Source organism: Trichocoleus sp. FACHB-46, from assembly GCF_014695385.1.
Classification (GTDB): domain Bacteria; phylum Cyanobacteriota; class Cyanobacteriia; order FACHB-46; family FACHB-46; genus Trichocoleus.
In genome coordinates this window covers 259,039-274,811 of sequence record NZ_JACJOD010000030.1, presented here as the reverse complement: position 1 = coordinate 274,811, position 15,773 = coordinate 259,039, and the positions used below count along the sequence as shown (strand labels likewise).

General features: G+C 48.3%; 13 protein-coding genes. 7 read left to right on the top strand and 6 right to left on the bottom strand.

Translation table 11 applies throughout. The annotated features are described in order from the left end of the window. The first annotated feature begins 30 nt into the window (after positions 1-30). Together H6F72_RS17715 and H6F72_RS17710 are read left to right on the top strand one after the other, a co-directional pair. Positions 31-363, top strand: a complete 333-nt coding sequence (locus H6F72_RS17715) for a DUF565 domain-containing protein (RefSeq protein ID WP_190438405.1) — start codon at positions 31-33, stop codon at positions 361-363. Positions 364-375: 12 nt separating this feature from the next. Next, complete coding sequence (locus H6F72_RS17710) at positions 376-1,491, top strand: glycerate kinase (RefSeq protein ID WP_242016997.1); 1,116 nt, start codon at positions 376-378, stop codon at positions 1,489-1,491. 578 nt (positions 1,492-2,069) lie between these two features. On the opposite strand, the gene H6F72_RS17705 is transcribed toward H6F72_RS17710, so the two are convergent. Then, positions 2,070-2,765: a hypothetical protein gene (locus tag H6F72_RS17705; protein ID WP_190438402.1), complete on the bottom strand. Its 696-nt coding sequence runs from the start codon at positions 2,763-2,765 to the stop codon at positions 2,070-2,072. 178 nt (positions 2,766-2,943) lie between these two features. On the opposite strand from H6F72_RS17705, the gene ispG reads away from it, so the two are divergent. Together ispG and ctpC are read left to right on the top strand one after the other, a co-directional pair. Further along, the gene (gene ispG, locus H6F72_RS17700; protein ID WP_190438398.1) at positions 2,944-4,170 is read left to right on the top strand and encodes a (E)-4-hydroxy-3-methylbut-2-enyl-diphosphate synthase; all 1,227 of its coding nucleotides are present in this window, start codon (positions 2,944-2,946) and stop codon (positions 4,168-4,170) included. A 213-nt stretch (positions 4,171-4,383) separates the two neighbouring features. Continuing rightward, the gene (gene ctpC, locus H6F72_RS17695; protein ID WP_190438396.1) at positions 4,384-5,676 is read left to right on the top strand and encodes a carboxyl-terminal processing protease CtpC; all 1,293 of its coding nucleotides are present in this window, start codon (positions 4,384-4,386) and stop codon (positions 5,674-5,676) included. A gap of 50 nt (positions 5,677-5,726) precedes the next feature. Here ctpC and H6F72_RS17690 read toward each other — a convergent pair whose 3' ends face one another. From H6F72_RS17690 to tig, 5 genes are all read right to left on the bottom strand, one after another. Further along, on the bottom strand, positions 5,727-5,927 hold the full coding sequence (locus tag H6F72_RS17690; RefSeq protein WP_190438393.1) for a hypothetical protein: 201 nt from the start codon (positions 5,925-5,927) through the stop codon (positions 5,727-5,729). Between the two features lie 55 nt (positions 5,928-5,982). Continuing rightward, positions 5,983-6,936, bottom strand: a complete 954-nt coding sequence (locus H6F72_RS17685) for an alpha/beta fold hydrolase (RefSeq protein WP_190438390.1) — start codon at positions 6,934-6,936, stop codon at positions 5,983-5,985. A gap of 91 nt (positions 6,937-7,027) precedes the next feature. Beyond that, the gene (gene clpX, locus H6F72_RS17680; RefSeq protein ID WP_190438386.1) at positions 7,028-8,368 is read right to left on the bottom strand and encodes an ATP-dependent protease ATP-binding subunit ClpX; all 1,341 of its coding nucleotides are present in this window, start codon (positions 8,366-8,368) and stop codon (positions 7,028-7,030) included. Between the two features lie 7 nt (positions 8,369-8,375). Continuing rightward, entirely contained in the window at positions 8,376-9,071 is a 696-nt protein-coding gene (clpP, locus tag H6F72_RS17675) for an ATP-dependent Clp endopeptidase proteolytic subunit ClpP (protein WP_190438383.1), read from the bottom strand. A gap of 280 nt (positions 9,072-9,351) precedes the next feature. Continuing rightward, the gene (tig, locus tag H6F72_RS17670) at positions 9,352-10,770 is read right to left on the bottom strand and encodes a trigger factor (RefSeq protein WP_190438382.1); all 1,419 of its coding nucleotides are present in this window, start codon (positions 10,768-10,770) and stop codon (positions 9,352-9,354) included. 841 nt (positions 10,771-11,611) lie between these two features. On the opposite strand from tig, the gene H6F72_RS17665 reads away from it, so the two are divergent. From H6F72_RS17665 to H6F72_RS17655, 3 genes are all read left to right on the top strand, one after another. Beyond that, complete coding sequence (locus H6F72_RS17665; protein ID WP_190438379.1) at positions 11,612-12,655, top strand: aspartate-semialdehyde dehydrogenase; 1,044 nt, start codon at positions 11,612-11,614, stop codon at positions 12,653-12,655. 68 nt (positions 12,656-12,723) lie between these two features. After that, positions 12,724-13,608: a 4-hydroxy-tetrahydrodipicolinate synthase gene (gene dapA / locus H6F72_RS17660; protein ID WP_190438368.1), complete on the top strand. Its 885-nt coding sequence runs from the start codon at positions 12,724-12,726 to the stop codon at positions 13,606-13,608. 290 nt (positions 13,609-13,898) lie between these two features. After that, positions 13,899-15,656: a ribonuclease J gene (locus tag H6F72_RS17655; RefSeq protein WP_190438366.1), complete on the top strand. Its 1,758-nt coding sequence runs from the start codon at positions 13,899-13,901 to the stop codon at positions 15,654-15,656. The last annotated feature ends 117 nt before the right edge of the window (positions 15,657-15,773 follow it).

Here is a 15,773-nt window from a genome sequence, read left to right as displayed (position 1 = left end):
CGCATCACCCTTTTGGAGCCTGCGTCATTTATGCAAAACACCCGCCTAAACAACCTCGTAGATGGAGTGCTAGGTCAGTTGGGACGGTGGTTGCGTAACCCTTGGCGACGGCTATCGTTGCTGGTAATCAGCGTTCTCTTCGGTGTCTTTCTCGGCACTGCCATTCCAACTACAACCGGACAAGCAGCCACATGGGACATTGTCGCAGCCGCAATCTTGATGGCGTTGACAGAAGCAATTAGCCGAATTGTTTACAGCAATCGTCGGGGGGCAACGCAATCACTGCTGCTAGAAGCCCTGAACGCCACTAAGCTTGGCTTAATTTATGGCATGTTCATTGAGGCTTTCAAGATTGGCAGTTAAATCGAATTAGTCATGCTTAAAGGTATGCAGCCATCAGATTCATCCTTGAACCTCATTCTGCAAAACTGGGCGATGGGACAAGCACCAACCCCGGTCCTTCAGCAGCAACTAGAGACTTGGCTTTTAGCAGACTCATTGAGAGCGAAAGCCTTTGGCATCAACTCTACCAATGTCAGCCAGACTGTCAAGGTGCGATCGCACCTGCTTCAAGGTGTTTATCCAGCGATCCAACAGTTTTGTCAGCACACCTTTTGCCTGGAATCTGACTTTCTAGTTCCTTTATGGAATTTATGGCTGCCCTTAGCTTTAGAGTTGGCAGTAAGCCATCAAGCGTTAGGCCGCCCCTTCATCCAGGGAATTTTGGGTGGACAGGGAACAGGCAAGACTACTCTAGCTACGATCTTGACCTTGCTACTTAGCCACTTAGGGTATCGCACCCTTAGTTTTTCGCTCGACGATCTGTACAAAACTTATCCAGATCGGTTACGCCTAAGAGCCGAAGACCCTCGCCTCACTTGGCGTGGCCCACCGGGAACTCACGATGTGGATTTAGGTTGCATGGTTTTAGACCAGCTACGCCATACTGACCCGTCCGCTTCGATTCAAGTTCCTCGGTTTGATAAATCTGCGTTTAATGGAGCAGGGGACAGAACCGTACCAGAGGTAGTCAAGGATGTGGCAATTGTGCTGTTTGAAGGTTGGTTTGTCGGGGTTCGCCCGATTGACCCAGCAGCATTTGCTACCGCACCATCTCCGATTGTAACCGAAGCAGATCGTGAGTTTGCGCGGGATATGAACGCAAAACTGCAAAATTATTTACCACTGTGGTCAAGACTCGATCGCTTGATGGTGCTGCATCCTACTGATTACCACTTAAGTCAGCAATGGCGACAGCAAGCCGAACACCAAATGATTGCGGCTGGCAAAAGCGGCATGAGCGGTCGCGAGATTGATCAGTTTGTCGAATATTTCTGGAAGGCGTTGCATCCTGAACTATTTATCCAACCCCTGACGCGCGATCGCCGCTACGTTGATTTAGTAGTTGAAATTAACCCCGATCATTCACCTGGAACTGTTTATCGACCTCAAGACCTCGCTCCTGAAAGTCAAAGTGTTACTGAGGCTTAACCCCGTTCACACCTACCTCGGCAAGTAACAATCTGTGAAGCGATCGCCAAAATGATCTCCAGGGAAGATTGCTTTCTTTTCCCTTGCTTCTAAGCTGCCACTCAAACCGACCAGTTAGACAGCAGCAGTCACAGAACTTAATTTGAGTCTTGATCCCCGCCATCGCAAAACGTCTCAAGTTTCAGATGGAGAGCGCGATCTCTGGGGGTAAAATCTGAAAGAGCGATCGCTACTAACAAATCTAAAAAGCTGCTTTAACTCACTGTCATTTTGAGATTAGGAGAAGAGAAGTGACGTCTGAATCTATAAACTGTGCCGAAGCTTGTAAGAACGGTTGTGTCCTTGGGGATCGATGCCCAAACTTGGAGTACAAGGAGGCAGCGACAAAGTTTATAGCCAATAACTCACTCGATAAAATGCTGGAAATTGCCGAGGAACGTGCCCGCAGGAGAGTCAGTGAGCCACCTCAATGGGTTTTCCCAGATTTCCCAACAGAATAATTTCTAATTTTGAGAGTTCAAAAAGGCGATCGCTTTGAGTGTAGAAGAGCGATCGCCTTTCTTTGATTAATAAGCTTTTTAAGGAGTTGGCTCTACTGCCTGGTAAACCGTTTTCCAGGATTGAACAGTGCCCTTACCAATTTTATTTTTGACTGTCGAGCCGTTACCTGCCAAAGTAACTCTGATTACAACTTCCTCGTCAGGGGCACTTCGTAAGGCTTTTGCCAACTCAGGGGTCACTGTAAATGTACTATCTTCGCCGTCTAGCTTGAAGACTTGACTCCCTAACTTAATTTCGAGTGCCTTGCCGACTAGAGACGAGTCCATCACATTATTACAAGTTAGAAACCCACAAGAGCTAGTCTTTTTGTAAGGGAATACGGAAATTTTTGTTGGGGTCCATTGGGTGACGACACCCGACTCTCGCCCAGTCCAAAAAGCGCTGCCAGAGTGGCTCTTGTCAAATACAGCTAAATACTCACCATCAAACTGATCGCGTACCATCACAGGTTCTGACCAAGGAATTTCTGCTTTCGGCGATCGCCAGTCTTGATCAACGTTGACCACTTGCAAATTTTCCTTATTAGTCGCTGCATAACTGTTAGTGCTTTGTGAAGGCATTCCTTGACCTACGCACTGAGAATTTTGTGGAGATTTGCGGCACAAGACATCTGTTGCGGTCTCAGCCATCGCTCCTTGTGGCCCTGTAGTGAGTAATAAAGCACCCACACTAGCACCCAACAAAATCAAGCTTGATGCCTTTAAAACATCCATGTTGCTCACTGTAGTTTCCCTGATTGCAAATTTGTGAATTCGTGATCAGTACCTACTAGCTCTGCTGAGAGAATTACGCAAATTTCAATTCCCTCGGCTAAAAGGAGCCTAACTGTGGCAATCTGAGAGGTAGAGAGAAACACTTATTTGTCTTGGTCTAGAAGCCAGCCATCAGCGTATGCAAACCCTGCCCACGCCACCTACCACCTCCGATCCCTCCAGCCAAACCTTTGTTGACACCACCATCCAGCGGCGCAAAACCCGCCCTGTCCAGGTTGGGAATGTCACGATCGGTGGAGGTGCCCCAGTCGTCGTGCAATCGATGATTAACGAGGACACCCTGGATATTGAGGGTTCAGTTGCCGCGATTCGCCGCCTCCACGAAATCGGTTGCGAAATTGTGCGGGTAACGGTGCCTAGTATGGCCCATGCTTACGCGCTCAAAGACATTAAACAGAAATTAGCAGAAACCTATCAAGCTGTGCCCCTGGTGGCTGATGTGCACCACAACGGCATGAAGATTGCCCTGGAAGTGGCTAAGCACGTCGATAAAGTCCGAATTAACCCAGGGCTTTACGTGTTTGAGAAGCCGAAGAGCGATCGCACCGAATACTCCCAAGCCGAATTTGATGAAATCGGAGCCAAAATTCGTGAAACTCTAGAGCCGCTCGTGATTTCTTTACGAGATCAAGGCAAAGCCATGCGGATTGGAGTCAATCATGGCTCTTTAGCTGAGCGCATGCTATTTACCTATGGCGATACCCCCGAAGGCATGGTGGAATCCGCGATCGAGTTTCTTCAAATCTGTGAGTCGCTGAACTTCCACAATTTAGTCATTTCCCTCAAAGCTTCACGGGTCCCAGTCATGGTGGCCGCTTACCGTCTCATGGTGAAGCGGATGGATGAGTTGGGCATGAACTACCCCCTTCACCTGGGAGTGACTGAAGCAGGGGATGGCGAATATGGTCGGATCAAGTCTACTGCTGGCTTAGCACCGCTCCTAGCAGACGGCATCGGAGATACTATTCGTGTCTCCATCACTGAAGCCCCCGAAAAAGAGATTCCGGTTTGTTACAGCATTCTGCAAGCTTTGGGTTTGCGGAAGACGATGGTGGAGTATGTCGCCTGCCCTTCCTGCGGTCGTACCCTGTTTAATCTTGAAGAAGTTCTCCACAAAGTTCGCGAAGCAACCAAGCACCTCACAGGACTAGATATTGCCGTGATGGGCTGCATTGTTAACGGGCCTGGCGAAATGGCAGACGCTGACTACGGCTATGTCGGCAAGCAACCTGGCTATATTTCTCTGTATCGAGGTCGGGAAGAAATCAAGAAAGTTCCGGAAGATCAAGGGGTGACAGAGTTAATTAATTTGATCAAAGCGGATGGTCGGTGGGTTGATCCTTAAATCAGGCATGGATTTTCTTCTTGGGTTGAGGCTTGCGAAATAAAGTTGTTATAGTCTTTCTATTGGCAAGGCTTTAGATTGAAAACTAATGAGATTCAGTCTGAGTCCTGAGGGTGTGAGGTTCTAACCAAAGCTGCTCGGTTAGACAGAATTCTTCAGCACAAATACACGCTGTACCTTTTCCAGACCAATCCCTTCCAGCTCAGTAGGCGTATGGACATGACAAAACGCGGGCTTGTTTTAGGTGCAACAGCAGTTGCACTCACTGCTGTCAGCATCACTGGAGCTGGCATTCATCTATCTAAAAGTCAAGCCTTTTTTCGCGAAAGTCCTAAAGAAATAGTTGACGAAGTCTGGCAGATCATCGATCGTACCTATGTAGACGGTACGTTCAATCGGGTTGACTGGAAGGCAGTTCGCAGTCAGTACCTCAACCGCTCCTATAGCAATAAAGAGGAAGCCTACAAGTCCATCCGGGAAATGCTCAAGCAGCTGAACGATCCCTACACCCGGTTCATGGACCCGACTGAGTTCCGGAACATGCAGATTGATACGTCCGGTGAACTGACTGGCGTTGGTATCCAGTTGTCTCAGGATGAGAAAACTAAGAAGCTGGTGGTTGTGGCTCCGATTGAAGATACGCCTGCGGCTAAAGCTGGAGTGCTTGCCAAGGACACAATTCTCAGAATTGATGGAAAGAGCACCGAAGGGATGGATGTCGATAAGGCTGTGACCTTGATTCGCGGTCCTGTTGGTTCTCAAGTCACCCTGACCGTTTTGAGGGGGAAAGAGGAATTAGAGTTTCGGCTGAAGCGCGATCGCATTGAAATCCACCCGGTTAAATACACCACTCAACAAGCGCCCAACGCCAATGTTGGCTATATTCGTTTGTCCCAATTTAGCCAAAATGCTTCCTTGGAGATGCGAAAAGCCATCCAAGATCTAGAGCAAAAGCAGGTAGATGGCTACATTCTGGACCTGCGCTCTAATCCCGGTGGTCTGCTCTACTCCAGTATTGAAATTGCCCGCATGTGGTTAGACGACGGCGCGATCGTCTCTACGGTCAATCGACAAGGCGAGACAGACCGGGAAAAAGCCAATCGTCGTGCTTTGACAGATAAACCACTAGTTGTTTTGGTAGATGGAGGTTCCGCTAGCGCTAGTGAAATCCTATCCGGCGCTTTGCAAGACAATGACCGAGCCGTTTTGGTGGGGACGCAAACCTTTGGTAAAGGCTTAGTTCAGTCAGTGCGAGGTCTGGGCGATGGTTCCGGTTTAGCGGTGACGATTGCCAAATACCTCACGCCTGACGGTGTTGATATTAACAAGCATGGTATTGCTCCCGATGTGGTCATCGAACTCAGCGATACTCAGCGAGAAGAACTGAGCCGCGATCGCGATAAGGTAGGCACTGAGGCCGATCCGCAATACGCCAAAGCCTTAACAGTTCTAACCCAAAAAGTTGCGGCTCAAAAAGGCACCCGTGCAGAATCCAGCACGCGGTAAGCAGTAGGGTGAGTCACGGCTCACCCCAAATCAGTTTCTAGTTCTTGGCTTTAGACGGGTTGACACTTGCCCGCACGAATTAGACCCACTCGGCGGGCGATCGCTTCAGTCTGCGATTTGAATGGTCCCCATTGTGGCGCTAAATCTGTAGACTGTGCTTGAGATTGCTTGGCTTCAATCTGAGCCGCAGACCAAACCTCACAAGACCCATTAGATTGCTTGACGACAAACCAAGCTTCTTTGTCACTCATCCAGACCCTCCCAGTTAGCTCTAGTGGACCGTCATCAAAACATGCATGCCATCCACTATAGGCTAGGCTGTTTGACATGAGTGAAGTCCCGTACACGCTGTAGATAAGTTTCTGGGTCTTCCATCATCGGAAAATGAGCAGTGCCAGGAATGAGCGAATATTCTACTTTCTCACTCAAGTCGGCCGCCTGCTGCCCCATTGACGCCGGAATGATGATGTCATGCTCCCCTGCAATCAATAAAGTAGGGACCGTTAACTTAGTAAACTCCTGCGGCATCACTTCTGTTGCTTTTTTGCTCACTGAAGTAAAAATGGTTCCAAGCGCAGCTTTATAGTCAGCTAAGAGAAAATCCTCTAAAAAAGCTTGGCTAATAGCATCTGGTAACGGTTTGTGTAAGAACCGCGCCATAAACATGCGGTTGGCAAAAGGAATTTTAGCCAACCAACGTGGGCGGAACTTAACGACATAGCCACCGAAGCGATAAAAAGCACTAAACGCTTTTTCATCGTATTCAAAGATGCCACTACAGGTCAGAATTGCCCGCTCTACAAACTGTGGGTAAAGATTCAAGAAAAAGACCGCGATCGAAGCTCCCATTGAGTGAGCATTCAGATAAACTCGCTCTAATCCCAACGCTTCAAGTAAAGCAGCTAGATCATCGGCATAGCTTTCCAGTTCATAGATCAAGTCTTCAGTGCTCTCAGCTGCTTGCAGCAGTTCTGTTTCAGCTGTCACTGTCTTGTCTACACTTTGCTGTAAAGTTGCTTGTTGATTTTCTGCGCCTGGTTGCTGATCAGCAGGTAAACAGGAACGACCAAACCCTCGGAGATCGTAGAGGAGACAATCGAACGTATCTGAGAGCGCTTGAGCTGTACTTTCCCAATACCGCGCCGAACCACCCCAACCATGTACAAAAACCATGATTGGTTTCCCAGAGGTTTTAGAGTGGTCCGACGTACCAATCCACTCATAGTAGTGATTAACACCACGAATTGGAATATAAGGCATTGCTAAGCAGGTTTTAAACTCCAGATTGAGATTACAGGTTTTTGGCTAAAAAACCTACTACTCAAGCTGCCACATCGCTTGGCTGCACTAACTACGCAGACTCAGGCTTAGGCAAAGAAGAGGGGTGCAGCAGTAACTCAGCAGTTGAGCGTTTCTCCACCATTTCTTTAGTAATCGTGCAGCGTGTCACATCCTTGCGGGAGGGAAGTTCGTACATCACATCTAGCATTAGCTCTTCCACAATGCCTCGCAGCGCCCGTGCCCCAGTCTTACGACGATAGGCTTCTTGAGCGATCGCCCGCACAGCTTCTTGCTTAAACTCCAACTGGACATTGTCCATCTTCAGCAACTTCTGGTACTGCTTCACCAGAGCATTGCGAGGCTCAGTCAGAATCTCAGATAGGGCATCTTCATCCAGCGGATCGACCACTGCCACCATTGGCAAGCGACCGATAAACTCTGGAATCATCCCGAACTTGACTAAATCGTCTGGCTCTAAGTGTCGGAGAATATCTGCGGTTCGCTTATCTTTCGATTGACCATCACCCGCCTGAATGAAGCCAATCGACTTCTTACCAATCCGCTGCTCCACTGTTTTGTCAAGACCAACGAAAGCTCCACCACAGATAAACAGGATGTTGCTAGTGTCAATCTGGATGCAATCTTGATAGGGATGCTTACGGCCTCCTTGAGGAGGTACATTCGCAACTGTTCCCTCTAGCATCTTCAGCAACGCCTGTTGCACCCCTTCACCAGAAACATCACGGGTGATCGAGGGGTTCTCGCTTTTACGGGCGATTTTATCAATTTCATCAATGTAGATAATGCCTCGCTGGGCTTCTTCTACATCCAGATCTGCCACTTGTAGCAAGCGCAGTAGAATATTTTCGACATCCTCACCGACGTACCCTGCTTCGGTTAGCGTTGTGGCATCAGCGACCGCAAAAGGCACATCCAGAATCTCTGCCAACGTTTGAGCCAGCAGAGTCTTGCCACACCCTGTAGGACCAATCAGCAGAATGTTAGATTTTTGCAATTCTACAGGGTCGTCAGTTGGCTTAGCACTTCCCTTAGCTTGAATGAAGCTGAGGCGTTTGTAGTGGTTATACACTGCGACAGATAGCACTTTCTTGGCTTCATCTTGACCGATGACGTGCTCATCTAGGTGTTTTTTAATTTCCCGAGGCTTAGGAATCTGAGTCAACGAGAGACTAGAAGCACGAGTGCGTCGCTTCTCTGTTGGTTGCTCACGCCGAGGAGTTGGCTGAGGAGCTGCTGCACTAGAGTCAAACAGTTCCTCATCCAGAATTTCGTTACACAAGTCGACACACTCATCGCAAATGTAGACTCCTGGTCCGGCAATCAATTTGCGAACCTGCTCTTGAGACTTGCCACAGAAGGAACATTTCAGATGGGAGTCGTACTTAGACATAACTGCCTCATGATTTCAGTGCGGTGACAGCCTCTCCCGGAAGGGGAATGTTCTGCCTAGAAATAACTTGATCAATTAAACCGTAGTCTTTTGCTTCAACTGCCGACATAAAGAAGTCGCGCTCAGTATCCGCTTCAATCCTCTCTAAAGGCTGATTTGTATGACCAGCCAATAGCTCATTCAGCTTGCGCTTGTGATACAGAATTTCTTTGGCTTGAATTTCAATGTCAACAGCTTGACCTTGCGCTCCACCTAGCGGTTGGTGGATCATAATCCGGGAACTAGGCAGTGACATGCGCTTGCCCGGGGCTCCGCCTGAGAGTAAAAAGGCTCCCATGCTAGCAGCCAATCCAAAACACATAGTCACAACATCTGGGCCAATATGCTGCATGGTGTCATAGATTGCCATACCAGCCGTGACGGAACCACCTGGCGAGTTGATGTAAAGCTGAATATCTTTCTCTGGATCTTCTGCTTCTAGAAACAGGAGTTGAGCCACGATGGAATCAGCGACCGCGTCATCAACTGGCGTTCCTAGGAATACAATGCGCTCCCGCAAGAGCCGTGAGTAGATGTCAAACGCCCGCTCACCCCGACCAGATTGTTCCACTACCATCGGGATGACGTTGCTGGGGCCAGTAGAAGCAACGTCTAGCAAGTTCAGGCTGCTGATAGGGGAGTAAAGGGACTGAGATACCAACATAGGGGCTAAGAACTGAAGTTCAGGACTGTGACATCAACCAAACAGTTCGAGCGTTTATTTACGGACCTTTAGGAGCACACACTCTTGGAGGAAAGTCGTAACGCTTGTATCTGTTATATGCGATCATTATGCCTCAACTCATCTAAGACTGGCTGTAGGTGAGGGAGAAATGCACGAGAAACCCGCTTAATTACGGCTAGGTAACTAACCAGTCATTCTATCGGCTAGAGCCGTAGAGTGAGTTTAAAGTGATCGCTCCCTCAAGAAAATTTACGTAAGACTACTCACTAGCCTCTGTTTCTGCTGGAGCAGCAGTTTCCGGTTCAGCCGTAACCTCTGCTGAAGCTAGCTCCTCGCTTTCTTCACCCTGAGTGAGAGAACCTTCGGGTACAAGTTCAATCGTGGAGCGCTCTTCTAGCCACTTGAGAATTTTTTCTTTCAACAAATCTTCTTCAACCACGGTTCGCAAACGATCGTGGTCGATGTCGCGATCGCTATACTGCTCCATGACTTCTTTGATACGAGTCTCGATCGCTTCAGGTTCGACCTGAATGGACTCCCGCTTCGCTACTTCGCCTAGAGCTAGTGTGCGCTTGATCCGAGTAATGGCCTCGGGCTGCGATCGCTCTCGCAATTGAGGAATCATGTCTTGGGTGAACAGCCGCTTGATATCCAGCCCTTGGTTTTGTAACTCAATCGCGGTTTGGGTCAACATGTAGTCAACTTCGCGATCGATCAAGGTCATGGGCAAATCAACCTCAATTTGCTTCAGCAACTCACTGATGATCGCTTGTTCCTTATTCGCGTCGGTTTTGCTGTCAGCTTTCTTTTGGAAATTGGATTCGATCGAAGCACGTAACTCCGCCAAAGTTTGGAACTCACTGACTTCTTGAGCAAAGTCATCATCCAAGGCGGGCAGTTCCTTTTCCTTCAGCTCTTTTACTGTAATGGTAAAGACAGCGGGTTTATCTGCTAGATCAGCTTGCGGATAATCCTCTGGGAACTTGACTGAGACTTCTCTGGTTTCCCCTGGATTCATGCCGACCATGCCATCGATAAAACCAGGAATAAATCGGCCTTCCGACAACTCAACTTGGAAGTCTTCAGCTTGGCCGCCGGGGATTTCAGCGGCTTCTTCTTCGGCACCTTCTTCAGCTACTATGCGACCAGAAAAGTCCACTACAGCTGTATCACCCAGCTGAGCAGCGCGGCCTTCAACTGGAATCAGAGTTGCCAATTCAGCCCGACGCTCTTCTAAAACTTTATCGACTTGCTGAGGGTCGTACTCTGCTTTTTCTGCCTGAACGTTAAAGCCAGTGTATTGGTCTAGCTTCACTTCTGGTTGAACATCTACAGCAGCAGAGAAAGTGAGGACAGAACCAGGTTCATACTGTTGCACCAAGTCTTCAAATGAAGAGCGCAACTGGAAGTTACCGATCGCATCGATTTTTTCCTGTTCAACGGCTTGACGGACACCGTTTTGAACCAACTCTTCTAGTGCTGCAGCCTTCATGCGACTAGAACCAAAGCGCTGAATCAATACTTGACGGGGAACTTTGCCTTTCCGAAACCCAGGGATATTAGCCGAGCGAGTAAACTCTTGCAGGACCTGCTCGTAAGCTTTCTTGGACATGTCTGGTGGAATTTCGATTTCCAAACCAATCTGACTGGCGGGAAGTTTTTCCTGGGTAACTTTCATTGGCTCTGCAGTTTTTAGACAACTAAACTTTCTGGTTCAACAGGGATTGAGGTTTGTGATACAGTGCCCTAAAGCACAGGTTTCCTTGAGCAATCCCTGACATTAAAGGTCAGCCCTTGGCCCAGCAACAACTTGATTACTGTAGGCATTAAGTACTCCGGGCATACTCAGGGCGATCGGTATGACTTAGCTTTCACAGGACTAATCACCTGCTCTATCACTTAACCAAAGGTCAGAGCGAAAGAGCTCAGTTCAGCAATTCGGGGAAATTTCGCTTAACTGCAATTAGCTATCCTAACCGATCCTAACCAGCCATGAACGAGATGAATTAAATTTGATCTAAAGTTCATCTGGGCTGTTCTTTGGCAGAGTAGCACTCAAAGGCACCCAATGACTTTAGTGCTCTTGCCCCTCAATCTAGTGCCCGTATTGTTACAGCTAGCTTTGCTCAGCAGCGATCGCACCTCAGAGCACAAAGTTAAGCGGATAAAACCCAGTCTTATGCGAAGATCTTAGTTGAGGAGTGCTGAGACTCCTACTTAGACAAGGCGAGCTATTTTTCAGTCCGAACAAAATCCGTTAAAATGTTGAAACCTCAATTTTTGAGACTTATCACTAAGAAAACCTCTAAATTCATGATCTAACCTCATCTAATAAATCTTAAACAAAAGAAAATCTTATAAAAAGCCTTGTGAGCTAGCAGATCCAACAGCTAAAAATCCAGCAAAGTTAGCCAACCGACTCTTAGATTTACCTGTAAAGACCTAGCTCTAACCTTATATTTCTTCAAATATTTTTTGTTCAATCGCAAAAATTATCGGTATCACAGGAGGCAATTAATTTGGGTCAGTCTTATAAAGTCGCTATTTTGGGAGCAACGGGTGCAGTTGGGACGGAACTCATTGAGTTGTTGCAAAGTCGCCAATTTCCAGTCTCCGAGCTGAAGCTACTGGCTTCTCCTCGGTCGGCTGGACGCACCCTCACCTTTCAAGGCGAAGAATTACCCATCGAAGCCGTCGGCGAAAACTCATTTGCCAATGTAGATTTAGTTCTAGCTTCCGCTGGAGGTTCGATCTCTAAAGCTTGGGCACCCAAGGCAGTGGCAGCAGGAGCAGTCGTGATTGACAACTCCAGTGCTTTTCGCATGGACCCCCAAGTACCATTGGTCGTTCCAGAGGTTAATCCGGACGCTGCTGCTAGGCACCAAGGCATCATTGCCAACCCCAACTGCACTACTATCTTGATGTCAGTTGCCATTTGGCCATTGCACCAAATTCAACCCATTAAGCGGATTGTGGCAGCTACTTACCAATCTGCCAGCGGCGCGGGTGCGCGGGCAATGGAAGAAGTTAAAACTCAAGCCAAAGCAATCTTGCAAGGTGAAACTCCTACTAGTGAAGTTTTTCCTTACCCGCTAGCTTTTAACTTATTCCCGCACAACTCTAAGCTGACTGATCAGGGTTACTGCGAAGAAGAGTTGAAGATGGTGCATGAAACTCGCAAAATCTTCGGTGCTCCCGATCTCAGAATCACGGCAACTTGCATACGGGTTCCCGTACTCCGGGCTCACTCAGAAGCGATTAACCTAGAGTTTGATGCACCTTTTGATGTGGCTCAGGCTAGAGAATTGTTGAGCCAAGCGCCTGGGGTCAAATTAGTTGAAGATTGGCAAGCTAATTATTTCCCGATGCCCATTGAAGCGAGTGGCCGTGACGAAGTTTTGGTGGGTCGAATTCGTCAAGACTTGTCTCATCCCTGTGGGTTAGAACTTTGGTTGAGCGGAGACCAGATTCGCAAAGGAGCGGCTCTTAATGCAGTGCAAATTGCTGAATTACTGGTTGCAAGAAATCTGCTTCAGCCTGCGGCTCCTGCCTTAGCGACTTGATGAGGACAACTGCTGACTCACAGCTAAAAATTCCTGACCTATTCATCATGAGGAGAAGTTGAAAGAGCGTGGTAGATTTTGGACGCGTTCTCACTGCGATGCTCACGCCATTTAAAGCAGATGGCACGGTTAATTATTCTGTTGCAGAGCAACTAGCAGCTTATTTAGCCGATAATGGAACAGATACCCTGGTTGTGTGTGGCACTACAGGCGAATCTCCGACTCTCAGTTGGGATGAGGAGTACGAGCTGTTTCAGGTAGTGCAAAAGGCAGTCGCAGGCAAAGCTAAGGTAATGGCAGGCACTGGCTCGAATTCTTCCCAAGAAGCGATCGCTGCCACCCAAAAAGCCGAGAAGCTAGGCTTAGACGGGTCTTTGCAGGTTGTGCCTTACTACAATAAGCCACCCCAAGAAGGGCTCTACCAACACTTTAAGGCGATCGCACAAGCAAGTCCTGATCTACCTTTAATGCTCTATAACGTGCCAGGTCGGACGGGGCAAAACCTACAACCCGAAACCGTGGCCCGCTTAGCTGACATTCCTAATATTGTGGCAATCAAGGAAGCCAGTGGTAACGTAGATCAAGCCAGTCAAATTCGACGATTGACCCCTCCAGAATTTACAATGTATGCAGGGGACGACTCCTTGACCTTACCCTTGCTTGCTGTAGGAGCTAAAGGTGTAGTCAGTGTTGCCAGCCATATCGTTGGCCCAGAACTGCAACAAATGATTCAAGCGTTTGAACAAGGACAAGTTCAGGCAGCCACACAAATTCATCTGCGCCTCTTCCCTTTATTTAAGGCTTTGTTTTTGACGACAAATCCAATTCCTGTCAAGGCAGCTATGAAACTTCGAGGTTGGGAGGTAGGCCCTTCCCGGCTACCGCTCTGTGATCCACCCACCGATGTTGTCGCAGCCTTGAAGACTGTTCTCGCTGAGTTGGCTCTGCTCTAGCATCCTGGCTGAGTTGAGTAGGGCAATCGCCCTGAAGTTTCTAGACAACTAAATATTCTAACCACACCCTCTCTGAATCACTGTAGTTCTAGCAAATGTCTTGATATTTCATTACTCCCTTTGAGTAAGGCTATTTCTTGACAAACATTTGATTTTAGAAAAGTTTTTGACCCGCCATGAGCCTCCAGTGCAGTTAGCCATTTTTTCGACTTTGCACCGCTTTACTGGCCTATTCATCAACTCTTTTGCCTTAACTACACATTCGTAAAAAACTCGTACTAAGGATACACATGACTCAAACTCAATCAGCTCCTGCTCTCAAAGTTATTCCTTTAGGTGGCCTCCATGAAATTGGCAAAAACACCTGCGTTTTTGAAATCAATGATGAGATTCTGCTGCTAGACGCTGGATTGGCTTTCCCGACCGATGGCATGCATGGTGTCAACATCGTTTTGCCCGACACCACTTATCTGCGGGAAAATCGCCACAAAATTAAAGGCATGATCGTAACTCACGGTCACGAAGATCACATTGGCGGTATTGCCTTTCACCTCAAGCAGTTTGACATCCCTGTCATTTACGGCCCTCGCCTAGCCATGGCTTTGCTAGAAGGCAAGTTAGAAGAAGCAGGAGTCGCCGACAGAACTGAATTGCGTACCGTTCGTCCTAGAGATATGGTGCGGATCGGTTCGTCCTTCTTTGTAGAATTTATTCGCAACACCCACTCGATCGCCGACAGCTATACCGTAGCCCTACATACCCCTGTAGGTGTAGTGATTCACACAGGTGACTTCAAATTTGACCACACACCCGTAGACGGCGAGCATTTTGATATCCAAAAGCTAGCTGAGCATGGTGAGAAAGGCGTTCTTTGTCTGATCAGCGACTCTACCAACTCTGAGGTGCCTGGATTCACCGCTTCTGAGCGCTCTGTCTTCCCAAACTTAGATCGCGTTTTCAGCCAAGCAGAAGGTCGGTTACTCGTTACTACCTTTGCCTCATCTGTGCATCGCATCAACATGATTTTGGAGTTGGCCAAGAAACGTAACCGCTTTGTTTCGGTGATTGGCCGTTCCATGCTGAACGTGATTGCTCATGCGCGGAATTTGGGTTACATCAAGTGTGAAGATAGTTTGTTCAAGCCGCTTCAAGAAATCCGACATTTGCCTCCCGAGCAAGTACTGATCTTGACAACCGGGTCTCAAGGCGAACCCATGTCTGCCATGACTCGAATTGCTAACGGCGAACATAACCAAATCAAGGTGCGCCCCGGGGATACGATTGTGTTCTCTGCCAACCCTATCCCTGGTAACACGATCGCCGTGGTTAACACGATTGATAAGTTGATGATCCAGGGGGCCAAGGTGATCTATGGTCGCGAGCAAGGGATTCACGTCTCTGGTCACGGTTGCCAGGAAGACCAGAAACTAATGATTGCCCTAACTCGGCCTAAGTTCTTCTTACCCGTACATGGCGAGCACCGGATGCTAGTTAAGCATTCTCAAACGGCTCAAAGCATGGGCATTCCTGCCGAAAATATGGTCATCATCAATAACGGTGATGTGGTTGAAGTGGCTCCGGAGAGCATTCAAGTTGCGGGCAAGGTACCTTCTGGGATTGAGCTAGTGGATCGGGCTGGAGTCGTCAATGCAAACGTCCTCCAAGAGCGTCAGCACCTAGCTGAAGATGGTGTTGTCACCGTGGCTGCCACAGTCGGTTGGGACGGCAAATTGTTAACTCAGCCGGAAGTACATCTGCGCGGCGTAGTCACTACCCTGGAGCGATCGCTACTGCAAAAGCTGATTAACCGGGCAATTGAGAGCGTGTTGAGCGATCGCTGGCGGGAATTTGTGCAGTCGTTAGAAGACGATCAGATTGAAGTCGATTGGGTAGGATTACAAGCGCAGATTGAGTCAGCCGTACAGCGACTGCTGCGGCGTGAGTTGCAAAGCAAGCCACTTTTGGTCTTCCTGATGCAAAATCCTGAGAAGCCACCCGCAAAAGTGACCACAAATCGTCGGCGCTCCACTGCCAAAGTAGCTTCCTAGAGGCTGGCCGTTATTTTGCAGGCAGGCGGCTGAGTCGTAGCGCTGCATAAAATTAAAATTGCAAACCTAAGTAGAGATAGGCGAGGAACATGCTTCCCCTATCTCTTTTTTTATGGC

What these genes read in the sequence shown, in the direction of transcription:
- H6F72_RS17715 (WP_190438405.1), top strand. Translation starts at nt 31, where the DNA reads ATGCAAAACACCCGCCTAAACAACCTCGTAGATGGAGTGCTAGGTCAG.
- clpP (WP_190438383.1), bottom strand. Translation starts at nt 9,071, where the DNA reads ATGTTGGTATCTCAGTCCCTTTACTCCCCTATCAGCAGCCTGAACTTG.
- ctpC (WP_190438396.1), top strand. Translation starts at nt 4,384, where the DNA reads ATGGACATGACAAAACGCGGGCTTGTTTTAGGTGCAACAGCAGTTGCA.
- H6F72_RS17690 (WP_190438393.1), bottom strand. Translation starts at nt 5,927, where the DNA reads ATGAGTGACAAAGAAGCTTGGTTTGTCGTCAAGCAATCTAATGGGTCT.
- H6F72_RS17705 (WP_190438402.1), bottom strand. Translation starts at nt 2,765, where the DNA reads ATGGATGTTTTAAAGGCATCAAGCTTGATTTTGTTGGGTGCTAGTGTG.
- H6F72_RS17685 (WP_190438390.1), bottom strand. Translation starts at nt 6,936, where the DNA reads ATGCCTTATATTCCAATTCGTGGTGTTAATCACTACTATGAGTGGATT.
- clpX (WP_190438386.1), bottom strand. Translation starts at nt 8,368, where the DNA reads ATGTCTAAGTACGACTCCCATCTGAAATGTTCCTTCTGTGGCAAGTCT.
- tig (WP_190438382.1), bottom strand. Translation starts at nt 10,770, where the DNA reads ATGAAAGTTACCCAGGAAAAACTTCCCGCCAGTCAGATTGGTTTGGAA.
- ispG (WP_190438398.1), top strand. Translation starts at nt 2,944, where the DNA reads ATGCAAACCCTGCCCACGCCACCTACCACCTCCGATCCCTCCAGCCAA.
- H6F72_RS17655 (WP_190438366.1), top strand. Translation starts at nt 13,899, where the DNA reads ATGACTCAAACTCAATCAGCTCCTGCTCTCAAAGTTATTCCTTTAGGT.
- H6F72_RS17710 (WP_242016997.1), top strand. Translation starts at nt 376, where the DNA reads ATGCTTAAAGGTATGCAGCCATCAGATTCATCCTTGAACCTCATTCTG.